The organism is Nocardia sp. NPDC050799 (assembly GCF_040654015.1).
Classification (GTDB): domain Bacteria; phylum Actinomycetota; class Actinomycetes; order Mycobacteriales; family Mycobacteriaceae; genus Nocardia.
On record NZ_JBFAHF010000001.1, the window covers coordinates 115,577 to 128,066 of the forward strand.

At 69.2% G+C, this 12,490-nt stretch carries 16 protein-coding genes; 9 read left to right on the forward strand and 7 right to left on the reverse strand.

Annotated features, from left to right (window positions below; all coding sequences use genetic code 11):
• Positions 1 to 210 precede the first annotated feature (210 nt).
• Positions 211 to 1,164: an ATP-dependent DNA ligase gene (locus AB0H42_RS00575; RefSeq protein ID WP_357047607.1), complete on the forward strand. Its 954-nt coding sequence runs from the start codon at positions 211 to 213 to the stop codon at positions 1,162 to 1,164.
• A gap of 163 nt (positions 1,165 to 1,327) precedes the next feature.
• Here the strand turns inward: AB0H42_RS00575 and AB0H42_RS00580 are convergent, their stop codons facing one another.
• Positions 1,328 to 2,674, reverse strand: coding sequence for an APC family permease (locus tag AB0H42_RS00580; RefSeq protein ID WP_357047610.1), 1,347 nt, complete (start codon positions 2,672 to 2,674; stop codon positions 1,328 to 1,330).
• A gap of 250 nt (positions 2,675 to 2,924) precedes the next feature.
• Between AB0H42_RS00580 and AB0H42_RS00585 the strand changes: the two genes are divergently transcribed.
• Positions 2,925 to 3,464, forward strand: a complete 540-nt coding sequence (locus AB0H42_RS00585; protein ID WP_357047613.1) for an ester cyclase — start codon at positions 2,925 to 2,927, stop codon at positions 3,462 to 3,464.
• A 145-nt stretch (positions 3,465 to 3,609) separates the two neighbouring features.
• Here AB0H42_RS00585 and AB0H42_RS00590 read toward each other — a convergent pair whose 3' ends face one another.
• Complete coding sequence (locus AB0H42_RS00590) at positions 3,610 to 3,993, reverse strand: DUF5313 family protein (RefSeq protein ID WP_357047616.1); 384 nt, start codon at positions 3,991 to 3,993, stop codon at positions 3,610 to 3,612.
• A gap of 157 nt (positions 3,994 to 4,150) precedes the next feature.
• Here AB0H42_RS00590 and AB0H42_RS00595 point away from each other — a divergent pair, with 157 nt between their 5' ends.
• The 4 genes from AB0H42_RS00595 to AB0H42_RS00610 all read left to right on the forward strand — a co-directional run bounded on the left by AB0H42_RS00595 (position 4,151) and on the right by AB0H42_RS00610 (position 5,756).
• On the forward strand, positions 4,151 to 4,591 hold the full coding sequence (locus AB0H42_RS00595) for a MarR family transcriptional regulator (protein ID WP_357047619.1): 441 nt from the start codon (positions 4,151 to 4,153) through the stop codon (positions 4,589 to 4,591).
• Positions 4,592 to 4,690: 99 nt separating this feature from the next.
• The gene (locus AB0H42_RS00600) at positions 4,691 to 5,107 is read left to right on the forward strand and encodes a phage holin family protein (protein ID WP_357047622.1); all 417 of its coding nucleotides are present in this window, start codon (positions 4,691 to 4,693) and stop codon (positions 5,105 to 5,107) included.
• Positions 5,108 to 5,109: 2 nt separating this feature from the next.
• Complete coding sequence (locus AB0H42_RS00605; RefSeq protein ID WP_357047626.1) at positions 5,110 to 5,502, forward strand: DUF3618 domain-containing protein; 393 nt, start codon at positions 5,110 to 5,112, stop codon at positions 5,500 to 5,502.
• A complete protein-coding gene (locus AB0H42_RS00610; RefSeq protein WP_357047627.1) occupies positions 5,499 to 5,756 on the forward strand; it encodes a DUF4235 domain-containing protein in 258 nt (85 codons plus the stop codon). Before AB0H42_RS00605 ends, AB0H42_RS00610 begins: the two co-directional genes overlap by 4 nt.
• A 114-nt stretch (positions 5,757 to 5,870) precedes the next feature.
• On the opposite strand, the gene AB0H42_RS00615 is transcribed toward AB0H42_RS00610, so the two are convergent.
• The 4 genes from AB0H42_RS00615 to AB0H42_RS00630 all read right to left on the reverse strand — a co-directional run bounded on the left by AB0H42_RS00615 (position 5,871) and on the right by AB0H42_RS00630 (position 9,344).
• Positions 5,871 to 7,397: a sulfatase-like hydrolase/transferase gene (locus AB0H42_RS00615; protein WP_357047630.1), complete on the reverse strand. Its 1,527-nt coding sequence runs from the start codon at positions 7,395 to 7,397 to the stop codon at positions 5,871 to 5,873.
• Positions 7,398 to 7,754: 357 nt separating this feature from the next.
• Positions 7,755 to 8,129 (reverse strand): hypothetical protein, encoded by a 375-nt coding sequence (locus tag AB0H42_RS00620; protein WP_357047633.1) that lies wholly within the window; start codon positions 8,127 to 8,129, stop codon positions 7,755 to 7,757.
• Positions 8,116 to 8,571 (reverse strand): OB-fold domain-containing protein, encoded by a 456-nt coding sequence (locus AB0H42_RS00625; RefSeq protein ID WP_357047636.1) that lies wholly within the window; start codon positions 8,569 to 8,571, stop codon positions 8,116 to 8,118. The genes AB0H42_RS00620 and AB0H42_RS00625 overlap by 14 nt, the downstream gene beginning before the upstream one ends.
• A 167-nt stretch (positions 8,572 to 8,738) precedes the next feature.
• A complete protein-coding gene (locus AB0H42_RS00630; protein ID WP_357047639.1) occupies positions 8,739 to 9,344 on the reverse strand; it encodes a TetR family transcriptional regulator in 606 nt (201 codons plus the stop codon).
• 169 nt (positions 9,345 to 9,513) lie between these two features.
• Between AB0H42_RS00630 and AB0H42_RS00635 the strand changes: the two genes are divergently transcribed.
• Genes AB0H42_RS00635 through AB0H42_RS00645 form a run of 3 tightly spaced genes read left to right on the forward strand, consistent with a single transcriptional unit; the run spans position 9,514 to position 11,103 of the window.
• A complete protein-coding gene (locus AB0H42_RS00635; RefSeq protein WP_357047642.1) occupies positions 9,514 to 10,737 on the forward strand; it encodes an alkane 1-monooxygenase in 1,224 nt (407 codons plus the stop codon).
• A complete protein-coding gene (locus AB0H42_RS00640; protein WP_357047645.1) occupies positions 10,737 to 10,916 on the forward strand; it encodes a rubredoxin in 180 nt (59 codons plus the stop codon). The genes AB0H42_RS00635 and AB0H42_RS00640 overlap by 1 nt, the downstream gene beginning before the upstream one ends.
• 1 nt (position 10,917) lies before the next feature.
• Positions 10,918 to 11,103: a rubredoxin gene (locus AB0H42_RS00645; protein WP_030525002.1), complete on the forward strand. Its 186-nt coding sequence runs from the start codon at positions 10,918 to 10,920 to the stop codon at positions 11,101 to 11,103.
• Here AB0H42_RS00645 and AB0H42_RS00650 read toward each other — a convergent pair.
• Entirely contained in the window at positions 11,078 to 12,403 is a 1,326-nt protein-coding gene (locus AB0H42_RS00650) for a helix-turn-helix domain-containing protein (RefSeq protein WP_357047648.1), read from the reverse strand. The two genes, AB0H42_RS00645 and AB0H42_RS00650, sit on opposite strands and share 26 nt — an antisense overlap.
• Positions 12,404 to 12,490: the final 87 nt, after the last annotated feature.

Sequence of the window (12,490 nt, forward strand, 5' to 3'; positions counted from 1 at the left end):
TCGGGTAGTCGGGAGCCGGGCGGAGCCGGTATCGGGGTTCGTGGTGGCACAGGGCAACGATCCGGATCGTGCGCGCGATCCGCAACCGAAATATGGTCCCGCGCTGTTGTGGCCGTGGGGTCCGGGAACCGGGAGCGCGGTGTGTCCGGGTTGCCGCCGCGGCGGTGGCCCGTGGTTGACCCCGATGCCGCCGGCGGGCATGGTGAGGCGATGACCAGTGACGAGGTCCGCCGCGGGGTCCCGGTGACGAATCCGGATCAGCCGCTGTTCGACGGCGCCGAGGCGACCAAGCGAGACCTGCTGGACTATCTGGAGGCGGTCGGGGAGCGCCTGGTGCGGGTACTGCGGGACCGCCCGCTGTCGGTGGTCCGCGTCCGGCCGGGGCAGGAGCCGTTCATGCAGAAGAACCTGCCGAAGTACACGCCCGAATGGGTCCGGCGGACGACGGTCTGGGCGGAGAGTTCGCGGCGCGAGATCTCCTATGCGCTGTGCGACGATATGCCGACCCTGCTGTGGTTCGGTAACCAGCGCGCTGTCGAATACCATCCGACTCTGGTCACTTCCGACCCCGCAGCGGGGCCGACGCATCTCGTCCTCGACCTCGACCCGTCACCCGGGCAGTCCTTCCGGCACGCGGCGGAGGCGGCACAGTTGATCCGGACGGCGTTGACGGACGCCGGATTGACCGGCGCGGTGAAGACCAGCGGCGCCAAGGGAGCCCACGTGTTCGTGCCGATCGCGCCGGGTACCCGCCACGAGGACGCGGCCGCGGCGACGCGGGCGATCGCCGCCCGGGCCGAGCGCCTCGACCCCGGGTTCGCCACCACCGCGTTCATCAAGGAGGACCGCGGGGGCAAGGTCTTCCTCGACCCGACCCGTACCGGCGGCGCGACCGTCGTCGCGGCCTACAGCCCGCGGATCCGCCCCGGTGTGCCCGTCTCGTTCCCGCTGGCCTGGGCCGACCTCGACGAGGTGACGCCGGCGGACTTCACGATACGGACGGTGCCCGCCCTGTTGGCGGATACCGACCCCTGGTCGGCGGCGATGCCCGGACCGCAGGTGATTCCGGCCGATCTGGTCGCCGAGGGGCATACGATCCCGGTCCCCCGGGTCCAGGCGATGCACGAGGGTAAACGGCGTGCCCGTGCCCGTCGGGCCACCTGATAACGCCCATCCGCCGGGCCGGAACCGGCGGCGTCGGACCCGAGCCACCGCGGCGTGGCGGATACCGAGCGAGCGCCCGGGCGTTCGTGCGACGATCGACCGGGGCGTAGCGGTATGCCGGCCCGCGGCCGGCAGCGGGTAGGACGGCGCAGCGGCAGCTGGGTTAGCGCTCCTGCCGTGGACTCGGGGCGCCGGCCACTTCGGCACGCACCGGCCCGGATTCGCGGGTCCGGCGCGCGCGGACGAGCTGCGCACCGCCCACCAGCAGACCGAGGCCCAGCAGGATCAGTCCGCGCAGCCACACCGCACCGTCGATCCGCGTGAACAGGAAAAGGCAGGACGCCAGTCCGAGCCAGGGGATCACAGTCGGGACCCGGAACGCGCCCGTGCCGTCCGGTTCCCGGCGCAGCAGGAGCACGGCCGCGTTGACCGCCGTGAACACGACCAGCAGGAGCAGGACCAGGGTTTCGGCGAGGGCCGCGATCTCACCGGTCAGCGCCAGCAGCAGCGAGAGAGCCGTGGTCGCGAGTACGGCCACCCAGGGGGTCCGGCGGCGCGGAAGCAGCCGCGCCAGGGTCCCGGGCAGCAGACCGTCGCGGGCCATCCCGTAGGCGAGCCGGGAGGCCATGATGCCGGTCAACAGTGCGCCGTTGGCGACCGCCACCAGCGCGATCACGGCGAACAGGCGTTCCGGCACCCCGCCGGCCGCCCGGACCACCTCCAGCAGCGGACCGCTCGACTCCGCCAGCACCTCGGTGGGCACAACCGCCCCGGCAACCACCCCGAGCAGCACGTACACCAGACCCGCGGTCAGCAGCGCGCCGAACAGTGCTCGCGGGTAGGCCCGGCGCGGATCTCGTACTTCCTCGGCCAGGTTCACCGAGGTCTCGAACCCGACGAACGAGTAGTAGGCGAGTACCGCGCCCGCAAGGGTCGCCCCGACCGCGCCGTGCTCGGCGGTGCCCAGCTCGACGAGCCGGCCCGGCTCGCCGTCGCCGCGGACGAGAACCCAGGCGCCGAGACCGATGACCAGGAGCAGTCCGCCCACCTCGACGGCCGTGGCCACCACATTCGCGCCGAGCGATTCCTTGACGCCGCGGATGTTGAGCAGTGCGAGTGCGCCCAGGAACAGCACGACGACGGCCGCGGTGGGCAGGGTGATCAGTTCGGCCAGATAATCCGAGGCGAAGCCGCGCGCCAGCGCACCGACCGAGACGATGCCCGCGGCGAGCATGCAGCAGCCGATGAAGGCGCCGGCGGCCGGCCCGAGCGCCCGGGTCACGTAGTGGGCCGAGCCGCCCGCCCGCGGAAACCGGGTCACCAGTTCCGCGTACGAGCCCGCGGTGAGGCAGGCCAGTACGAGCGCGGTGAGCAGCGGCACCCACACCGCACCACCCGACTGCGCGGCGATATCGCCGATCAGTATGTATACCCCGGCGCCCAATACGTCACCGAGAACGAAGAAGTACAGCAGGTGGGTGGGCACAGTGCGCCGCAACGTCGTCGCCATAGCGCCCGTATACCCGCGGCGTGCCGCTCTCACCAGTGGATTCGCCGACCCTGGCGGCTGCCCGGGTTTGCCGAGCGGCAATCGCTGGAAGATATCGCCGAGCCGCTGAGGTCGCAGCGCACCGGCTGAACCGGGGGGGTCCGGCCGGGTATTGCCACGGCAGCGGCGCGGTCGCGGCCTTCCCGAACCCCGTGTGCCCGGGTAACATTCCGGGAATCGGGGCGTCGTCCCGCACCCTGGGGGAGTTGTCATGGCTCATGATCCGTCGGATCTTGCGCAGCTGGCCGCCCGTGCCGTCCTGATCATGGCCGACGGCTCGCGTACCGATTTCGAGGATGTGTTCCACCCGGAGGCGCTCAATCGGGAGAGCGCCGCCGAACCGCCCGAGTGCCGTGCAGCCGGCCCGGCGGGTTTTCACGCGAGCGCGATCTGGCTGCGGCGGACCTACGCCGATCTGCGCTGGAAGATCCACGAGGCCACTGCGTCCCAGGACATCGCGGCCGTGCATACCACCATGTCCGGCCGGCAGATCGACACCTTCGTGGTCTACGACGGGCAGGGCGTTCCCGAACAGGCATTCCCGGCCACCGGCCGATCGTTCGCCGTTACTCAGACACACTGGTTCCGGATCGCCGACGGCACGGTGCGGGAGCACTGGGCGAATCGGGACGATCTCGGTATGGCCCAGCAGTTGGGCTGGGTGCCACCGACACCGGTCTACCTGTTCCGGATGTGGCGGGCCACCAGGGCGGCACGGTGGGCGCCGGTGCCGTCCGCCGTCACCGGTTGACCGCCTCCGGACGTCCGGCGGGCGCCCGGGAGTGCGGTGCGGTGGCGGTGGGTGTGGTCGCCCGGTGCGCGAACTCGACACGGCACCGGTCCCGCTTCACCACAGGTGATCAGCCCTTGCCGGGCCTGCCACGCGGTCTCCGTCGCTAGGCCGCTCTGCCGTAGCGGCGCTCGTAGGCCAGGCGGTCCCCGGCGCGCCGGCGTCGGTCTGCCACGTCCGCGAGGTCGGGGTCGAGACCGTGCTGGATCAGGCGGTGGCGACGGTAGACGTAGAGCAGCGCGACGGTGAAGTAGACGAGCGGAATGTAGAGCAGCCCCATCATGGACAGGTGCATCCACAGCGGCCCGGGCAGCAGGAGGAGCAGGCACAGCGGCGCGATCACCGGCACCAGGAAGCGCAGCAGATAGCGCCGGGTGGCTCCGGGGCCGGTGAGGTCCTCCAGCACCCAGTCCGTCAGCGGGGCCGGTAAGGATTCGCCGCAGATATAGCGGATCCGCTGCACGGGGGTCGGTGTTGTTCGTGCGGGCATCGGCAGCTCCTCGACTCCGGGTGGTCGATCGGACGACCCACCCGATCCAGTTGTCCGATAATGTATCGTACACTAACGATTAGCTCACGACTTATTTGTCGGCCCCGGCCCGCCTCGGCGGGCACGCACGTATCATCCGATCTCCGAGGAGGTGTCCATGGACGGCACGATCGAGGATCCGCTGCGGCTGGAGCGGCAGGTGTGCTTCGCTCTGGCGTTGGCCAACCGCGCCGTGCTGGCGATCTACCGCCCGCTGCTGGAGCCGATGAAGCTCACCCATCCGCAGTACCTGGTGATGCTCGCCCTCTGGGGCGGTGCCCCGCTGTCGGTCAAGGAGATCGGCGAACTGCTCCAACTGGATTCGCCGACGCTGTCCCCGTTGCTCAAGCGTCTCGAGGCGCTGGACTACCTCACCCGCACTCGCGACCTTCGTGACGAACGCAACCTCGTCATCGACCTCACGCCCGCCGGCCGGGCACTGCGTGCCGAGGCCGAGAAGATCCCGCCGGCAGTGGTCGAACGGCTGGGTGTCGGCCTCGACGACCTCGAGGAACTGCATGCGGTCCTGACTCGCGTGAACCGGGCGGCCCGCGGCTAGGGGGCGCCCGGCCGCGGGCCCGACCGAATTCCGCCCGATGGCGGTGTCCGTTTGGCCCGGGGTCCGGCGGGTATCCGCCCGGCGGACAGGAGGTAGCACATGACTCGGACGGCACAGCCGCCTACGCGGCAGTCAGGGGACGACCGGTCGGTCGGCGAACTCGTCGATGTGGCCACCATCCAGGTGAGCAGGCTGGTGCGTGACGAAATGCGCCTGGCCCGGCTGGAGATGAAGGAAAAGACGAGCGCCGTGGCCAAAGGTGCCGGGCTCGCGGGCGCGGGTGGCCTGCTGATCTTCTATGGCGGTGCGGCAGTGATCGCGGCCGTGGTCCTGGCGCTGGCGCTGGCTCTGCCGGGGTGGGCCGCGGCCCTGATCGTCGGCGCCGTATTGCTCGCCGGTGGGGCCGCCCTCACCTGGCTCGGGAAGCGGAATATCACGGCGAGCGCGCCGCCTGTGCCCACGGACGCCCTGGCGGGGGCGCGCGCCGATATCGAGACCGTCACCCACCGGAGGTAGCGATGACCGAGAACGGAGGACGATCCGTCGACGACGACCGGGACGCATTGCGACGCGACCGCGACCAGGTCCGGGAGGAACTTCGGGAGACGGTGGACGAACTCGCCGGGAAGTTCGATGTGCGGGCGCGTGCGCAGGACACCGCCCACCACGCCGCCGAGGAGGTACGGCACCGGGCCGGGGAGGTGGAGCGTACGGTCCGCGATCGCGCCGGTCAGGTGCAGGCGCAGGCGCATAAGCTCCTCGAACGGGCCGAAGCCGGGACACCCGAGCCGGTGGCGGCGGGTGGCCGGAAGACGGCGGAACTGCTGCGCGGCTACCCGGTACCCGCCGTGACCGCGGCCCTCGCCGCCGCGCTGGTGGCGTGGCTGCTCGTGCGAGGCAGGAAATCATGAACCTGCTGTACAAGCCGATCGGCACCGTGGCCGGGGTACTCGGCGGGATCGCGGCGCACGCGGTGTTCCGTCAGCTCTGGCGCCGGGCCGCCGGCCAGGACGAGGCTCCGGCGGCGACCTCTCCCGACTACGGCTGGCGCGAGGTCCTGTTCGCGGCCGCGTTCCAGGGCGCGGTGTTCGGTCTGGTCAAAGCATCCGTCGACCGTGCCGGGGTACTCGCGTACCACCGCATGACCGGGAAGTGGCCGACCTGAGAAATCCGGAACGGTGGATGCGTCGCGGCCACTGGCCACTACGGACCTGCAGTGTGGCCGGGCCTGATGCAAAGCTGAGTGATCCGATCGATCGAGGCCACCGTTATCCGGCCGTCAGCGGCACGTCACCCCCGCGCAGGCGGTGAGGGCGGCCAGGCGCCGGTCCAGGGTGGCGACCAGGTCGGCGTGCGCGGCGCGTCCTTCGGCGGTCTTGATGAGATTGGTCAGCTGGTACGGGTCCGTGCGCAGGTCGTACAGCTCGTATTCGCGCTGGTCGAGCGGGCGTTCCCGTTCGTACCAGCGGGCGTACAGGTAGCGGTCGGTGCGGACGGCGCTCCAGGACGGCATATCGAGTGTGTAGATGAGCGGAGTGTCGGTGCCCGGGATCTGTTCCTGGGCGATGCCGTCGCGGCCCTCGCCGCCCGGGCCCCCGTACTCGGCGACGAAATCGCTACGCCACCCGGCGGTCTCGCCGGCCAGCACGGGGGTGAGCGAGCGGCCGTCGACCCGCTCGGGGATCGAGAGGCCGGCCCAGTCGAAGATGGTCGGTGCAAGATCTATGGACAGGGCCATGGCGCCGCCGCGGCCGGGCCGGATTCCGGGCCCGGTGACGGCGAGCGGCACCCGCATGGATTCCTCGTAGGGCGCCATCTTCTGGGTCAGCCGGTGCGCGCCGAGACTGTAACCGTTGTCGGAGGTGAAGATCAGATAGGTGTTGTCGAGTTCGCCGGTGCGGTCGAGGGTTTCGACGATCCCGGCGACCATTTCGTCGAGGGATTTCAGCGCCCCGAGCCGATTGGTGTAGTCGGGATCGTTGGTCACGGTGATGGTCGCCGCCCGCGGGTTCGCGGTATCGATCAGCCACGACGGCTTGTCCGATACATCGGGCTCCTGATAGTTCGGTGACCGCGGCGCGGCTGTCGGCCGGGTCTCGGCCAGGTGCCGGGGCGCGGGCGGAATCGGGAAGTGCGGAGTGGTGGAGGCGGCGTACCAGAAGAACGGCTGTCCCGCGGCGGCGGCGTCGGTGATGAACCGCTCGGATTTGGCGCGGATCACGTCGGTTTCGTAATCCTGCGGCGCCACACCGTATTTCACGAAGGTACCGTTTTCGTTCAGTGTGTAGTTGTAGCCGGAGTACAGGAAATTGTCGACTCCGGCGTGCCAGTCGTCCCAGCCTGGCGGGATGTGCGCGGGGTCGTCCTCCAACCCGTTGAGGTACTTGCCGGCCATCCCGGTTCGGTAGCCCGCGCCGTGCAGCGCGGTGGCGATGGTGTGGGATTCGTTGCCCCGGGCACGGAAGGTCTCGAAGCCGCCGACTTCGCCGGCATTGGTGAGGACACCGGTGTTGTGCCCGTACTCGCCGGTCAGTATGGAGGCACGGGCCGCGCAGCAGATCGGCATCGGCGCGAACGCGTCGGTGAACTCCATCCCGCGGTCACGGATGAGGGTGGCGGTCCGCGGCATCGCCTGCCACACCGGCGTGGTCGCCGAATCCAGGTCGTCGGCGAGGATCACGACCACGTTCGGCCGCTGATCGACGGGTTCCGGGGCGGCGGACACCACGGACACACACCCGGTCGCACCCAGCAGCACCGCGACCATCGCGGACAGAGAATCGCGCACCGACCGAGCAGAACCCATGAGCACTCCTCGCGAGCGTTGTCGACGGCCGTCCGGGCGGCGCCCGGTATCCAGCGGCCCCAACCCTAGCGCGGCGAGCCGGCCGGATGCCTCGGCGCCACCGAGATCCGCGCAGGTCACTGCTCGAGATCCACCGCCACCGACACCTTCCTCGGCCGATGGCGTCTCGGCGCGTGGCCGGATCGCGGAGTCCGGTGACGACGTCGACCGTGGGGGTTGCGCAGCACGAAAATCACGGCCGCGAAGATCGTCGTTCCGATTACCACCGGAAAATCGCCCTCCAGGGCGGAATTGCCGGCGAGGCGGCGGTGGAGAGGCCACTATCGACGGCGGTACCGCGGCGCCGGGCGGCCGGGTTCACGACAGGTGATCTCCGTTCGGCCTCGCGGTCACCGGCGTCGATCCCGCGTCGCGGTCCGGTCGCCAGGCCTGGGTCTGCAACATCAGCAGGTGCTGTTTCAGCTGAGACGTTCGCGGGTCGTCGGACCGTCGAGCGGCCAGCGCCGCACCGATCATCCGCAGGAACTGCTGCCGGGTGACTCCGAAATTCACGAAGAGTTCCTCGGCGGTGGCGCCGCCGAACGGAGCCCAGCGGATCGCGAAGACGAGCATCGGCTTCGTCCCCGGAAGCAAGGATTTCGTGGCGTCCAGGGCAGCGCACTGCCGTAGTGCGGTCCGGACCCAGGGGGTGGCAACGGAGAAGTCGGTATGCGGCCGGTCAGGTGCGGGCATGTTCGCCTCCCGAGCGGTCGGCGGTGCGGTGGCCCTGGGTATGGGTCTCGGTGGCGACCGTGAAAACCGGGAATCTGCCGTCCCGGGGCCGCGGCCGGAAACGCACCCGCACCGGGCCGACGGCGACCAGTGGAATGTTGCCTTCGATCGAGGTGTAGACCCACGGTCCTTCGTCGAGTTCGACCACGGCGACCGTCAGCGGCGTCGTCTCCCCGCGCCCGCCGATGACGCCGCGGTCGACCACCCGCCACGACAGGATCGAACCGGCGCCGTTGGACGGCACCCATTCCAGGCTGTCGGACGCGCACGCCGCGCAGTCGACGGTCAGCGGTGCGTACAGTCTGTCGCACCGTGCGCATCTGCGGATCATCAGTATGTCTTCCGAGGGCGGAACGCCCACGTCGCCGCTGGTGCCGGTGTGGTTCGGATCGGAGGGGTACATGGAGACCTTCGCGGAGTGAGACGTCGGATTTCTCCAGCGTGCTCGGCGCGGGTGGTCTCGACCACGGTCGAATGACCGGGGGTATACCTGTTTGTGATGTGGACCCCGTCACTTCCGCGGCACCGGCGCCGCCGGGCCGGGTCGTTCGGCGAGGGTCGGCTTCGTCCCTAGGGCTCGTGGTGGAACAGTGGCCCCGCGACCAGGGCTATCTGGGCGACGGCGCGGTCGATGGTCCCGGCGGGCTGGAAGAGGTGGCTCAGTACCAGCCGCACCACCGCTTCGACCCGGGTGTCGATCTCCGGCTCGCCGAACGCGTCGAGGGCGTACCGGGCGCGGAGGATGGCGGCGAACGCGGCGGTGGCCCGGCCCAGGACGGGTTCGGGCTCGGTCATCAGGGTGGGGAGCAAGGTCGTGTCGGCCCCGGAGCGGCCGGCCAGTACCGCTTTGAGCAAGGTGTTGTCGGCCGCGGTGCGCAGGGTGTATTCGGCGGCGGCGGTGATTCCGGCGAGTAGGTCGCCGGGCTCGGCGGTGACGGTTTCGGTGACGCCGGCGAGGAAGGAGTCGAGTTCTCCCGCGATGACGACCTCGGCCAGATCCTGTTTGGTGCCGATCTCCTTGTAGAGCACCGGGCGGCTCACCCCGACTTCCTTGGCGACCCGGGACATGTTGACCGCGCCCCACCCCTCGGTGCAGACCAACTCGCGCGCGGTATCGATCACCCGCTCCCGCAGTAGTCGGCGCATCTCGTTCTGGAAGTTCGGCGCGTCAGCCACGGCAATCACCTTACATCACGCGCGTGAATGCTCCTCTATTGACAGAAGCAGATGCTGTGTATGTAATTAATACACTTATCGAGAAAGTGTAAAGGCCGGTGCCGGTGAGCTACGCGCCGACCGAGCGCCCGTCCGGAGCGGCGGCCGCATGGAAGTGAGGAGGGCGACGATGACGACGTCCGAGCAGAGTTCGCACGGCGAGGTGACACCGCAGTGGCGTGACCGGAAGCGGTACCTGTGGTTGTTCGGTCTGGTGGCGCCCACCTCGCTCGGCCTGGCCGCGGTACTGGTGTGGGCGTGTCACCAGTTGGGCTGGGATCGGCCGGCGGCGGTGTGGTGGTGGATCGGACCGCTGCTGGTTTATGTGCTGCTGCCGATCCTGGACCGGTTCTTCGGGCCGGACGGCCAGAACCCGCCCGAGGAGGTGATGGAGCAGCTGGAGCACGATCGCTACTACCGCTGGTGCGTCTACGCCTTCATCCCTTGTCAGCTGACGAGCCTGGTGTTCGCCGCCTACCTGTGGACGGCACCGGATCTGTCCTGGCTGGGTATCGAGGGCGGGCTCGGATTGTGGCCGAAGATCGGGGTCGCGTTCACCGTCGGCGTCATGGGTGGCGTGGGTATCAACACCGCCCATGAGCTCGGCCACAAGAAGGACGAACTCGAACGCTGGCTGTCCAAGATCACGCTGGCGCAGACCGGTTACGGGCATTTCTACATCGAGCACAACCGCGGTCATCACGTCCGGGTCGCCACCCCGGAGGACCCGGCCAGCGCCCGGTTCGCGGAATCCTTCTGGAGTTTCCTGCCGCGCAGCGTATGGGGCGGGCTGCGGTCGGCGTGGGCGCTGGAGCGCACGCGGTTGCAGCGGATGGGTAAGGGCCCGTGGACTGTTCGCAACGATGTGCTCAATGCCTGGGCGATGACCGTGGTGTTGTGGGGTGCGCTGGCCGTGCTGTTCGGGCCGGGCGTGCTACCGTTCCTGCTGCTCCAGGCCGTATACGGATTCTCGCTACTGGAGACCGTGAACTACCTCGAGCACTACGGCCTGCTCCGGCAGCGCACGGAGTCGGGCCGCTACGTCCGGTGCACGCCGGAGCACAGCTGGAACTCCGATCACCTCGTCACCAATATCTTCCTCTTCCACCTGCAGCGGCACAGCGACCATCATGCGGCGCCCACCCGCCGCTACCAGACCCTGCGCAGTATGGACGGTGCGCCCGAACTGCCTGCCGGCTACGCCGGCATGATCACCCTGGCCTACTTCCCGCCGCTGTGGCGGAAAGTGATGGACCACCGCGTGCTGGCCCACTACCGGGGCGATATCACGCGCGTGAACATCCAGCCGAGCAAGCGGCACCGCGTGCTCGCCCGCTACGGGGTGGCGGGCTGATGGCCGTCTTCTCCTGCCCGGTGTGCGATTACCGCTACGACGAGACCACCGGCGCACCGCGCGAAGGTTTCCCCGCGGGCACGGCGTGGTCGGCGGTTCCCGACGACTGGTGCTGCCCGGACTGCGGGGTGCGGGAAAAGGTCGATTTCGAACCGGCCGTACCGAGGAAAGGACAGTGATATGACCACCGGATACAAAGTGTTCCAGTGCGTGCAATGCGGTTTCGAATACGACGAAGCGCTCGGCTGGCCCGAGGACGGTATCGCGCCCGGTACCCGCTGGGACGATATTCCCGACGACTGGTCATGCCCCGATTGTGGAGCGGCGAAAGCCGATTTCTTCATGGTCGAGGTGGACCGCGCCTGATCGGCTCCGGAAGTTGCCGGGTCGGTTCCGGCCGCAAGACCGGCGGGCCGTACCAGTAGCACACCAGGAGGGCCAGCTCGACATCGAGCCGGTCGGCGGCGATCGGGCGGCCGCGTCGCGCGATGGCGCGCCCGACCCGGTATTTGACGGAGTTGGAATGCAGATTCAGCTCGGTGGCGGCGGCCTTGTAACTGGATCCGGCGCGCAGGAACACCCGGAGCGTGTCGCGCAGTCGCGCGTCGTGCTCGTTGTCGCCGGCCAGGTCGCCGAGTACCTCGCTCACCCAGTAGCGCGCCTCGTCGACGCTGCCGCCGAGCAGTGCCGCAGTTGTCAGGCCGGGGTCGTCGGCGGCGATGACGCTGGGAGTGGGCAGCCCGTGTGCCAGGGCGACGGAGCAGGCGCGTTGCGCGCTGCGGTGGGAGCGGCGGAAGCCGTCGATACCGGCGGCGAGGATGCCGATCGCGATATCCGGGGTGTCGCGGCGGCCGGATACGTAATTCCGTATCGCCGCTACCAGGCCCGTCCGCTCGGACCGGTAGGGCAGCCACGCCCAGACGCTGATCCGGTCGGCGGCGATGACCAGTGGGTTCGCCGCGGTATCGAGGGCGTCGGCCAGTTCGCGGACGAACCGCTGCGAATCCGAGACCGTCTCGCTGTCGACCTCACCGGCGGGGCACCGAAGTATGAGAGCGAGGTGGTGCCAGCGCAGCGGGTAGCGGATCGCCTCGGTGACCGCGTCGACGTCGATGGTCTTGCGACTGTCCAGCACCTCACGTGCTCGCACCGCGCGAATATTGTTCTGACCTTCCAGCCATTGTTCGCGCTCGTCGCTGTAGATGTCGAGGACCTGTTCGGTGATGTGGTCGATGTATTCGAACAAGGTCGGGGTGATGCGTTCGACCACGCTGATCCGTTCGGCGAGCGGGATAGCCATCGTGTCCAATTCGGCGAACACCATCTCGGTCAGCCGGCGCTGTCCGATCCGGTAGGCGCGCGCCAGGGCGTTGGCCGGAACGCGTTGCTGGGCCAAGCGTCTGGCGTAGTCCACGACGGCGGGCGCCGGCTGGATATCGGCGACGGAGAGGCGGTAGCGCAGGGCGTGCAGCACAGTGGCGATATTCGCTTCGACGCTTTCACCGAGCAGGTCGCCGGTCTGCGGATCATGGCGCAGATCGGCGATATCGTCCTCGATATAGGTGCGGATGGCCGCGCTGATCTCGCTCACCCGTTCGTTCATCCGGGCAGCTGTCGCCGCGATGAAGCGGTCTGCGTACGCGGTGTAGTGACGTGCGGTCGTCACACCGTCAACCGTACCTCCGGCACCGCCGCTCGCAGGAGCCGTCCATCCGCTTGTTCTTTGGAGACAAAGACCGCTGTGTACTTCATC

Bases quoted from the DNA above. Each gene is read 5' to 3' on its own strand.
- AB0H42_RS00640 (WP_357047645.1), top strand. From the start codon at position 10,737: ATGGCCGTCTTCTCCTGCCCGGTGTGCGATTACCGCTACGACGAGACC.
- AB0H42_RS00610 (WP_357047627.1), top strand. From the start codon at position 5,499: ATGAACCTGCTGTACAAGCCGATCGGCACCGTGGCCGGGGTACTCGGC.
- AB0H42_RS00605 (WP_357047626.1), top strand. From the start codon at position 5,110: ATGACCGAGAACGGAGGACGATCCGTCGACGACGACCGGGACGCATTG.
- AB0H42_RS00615 (WP_357047630.1), bottom strand. From the start codon at position 7,397: ATGGGTTCTGCTCGGTCGGTGCGCGATTCTCTGTCCGCGATGGTCGCG.
- AB0H42_RS00590 (WP_357047616.1), bottom strand. From the start codon at position 3,993: ATGCCCGCACGAACAACACCGACCCCCGTGCAGCGGATCCGCTATATC.
- AB0H42_RS00580 (WP_357047610.1), bottom strand. From the start codon at position 2,674: ATGGCGACGACGTTGCGGCGCACTGTGCCCACCCACCTGCTGTACTTC.
- AB0H42_RS00645 (WP_030525002.1), top strand. From the start codon at position 10,918: ATGACCACCGGATACAAAGTGTTCCAGTGCGTGCAATGCGGTTTCGAA.
- AB0H42_RS00575 (WP_357047607.1), top strand. From the start codon at position 211: ATGACCAGTGACGAGGTCCGCCGCGGGGTCCCGGTGACGAATCCGGAT.
- AB0H42_RS00635 (WP_357047642.1), top strand. From the start codon at position 9,514: ATGACGACGTCCGAGCAGAGTTCGCACGGCGAGGTGACACCGCAGTGG.
- AB0H42_RS00620 (WP_357047633.1), bottom strand. From the start codon at position 8,129: ATGCCCGCACCTGACCGGCCGCATACCGACTTCTCCGTTGCCACCCCC.
- AB0H42_RS00585 (WP_357047613.1), top strand. From the start codon at position 2,925: ATGGCTCATGATCCGTCGGATCTTGCGCAGCTGGCCGCCCGTGCCGTC.
- AB0H42_RS00600 (WP_357047622.1), top strand. From the start codon at position 4,691: ATGACTCGGACGGCACAGCCGCCTACGCGGCAGTCAGGGGACGACCGG.
- AB0H42_RS00595 (WP_357047619.1), top strand. From the start codon at position 4,151: ATGGACGGCACGATCGAGGATCCGCTGCGGCTGGAGCGGCAGGTGTGC.
- AB0H42_RS00625 (WP_357047636.1), bottom strand. From the start codon at position 8,571: ATGTACCCCTCCGATCCGAACCACACCGGCACCAGCGGCGACGTGGGC.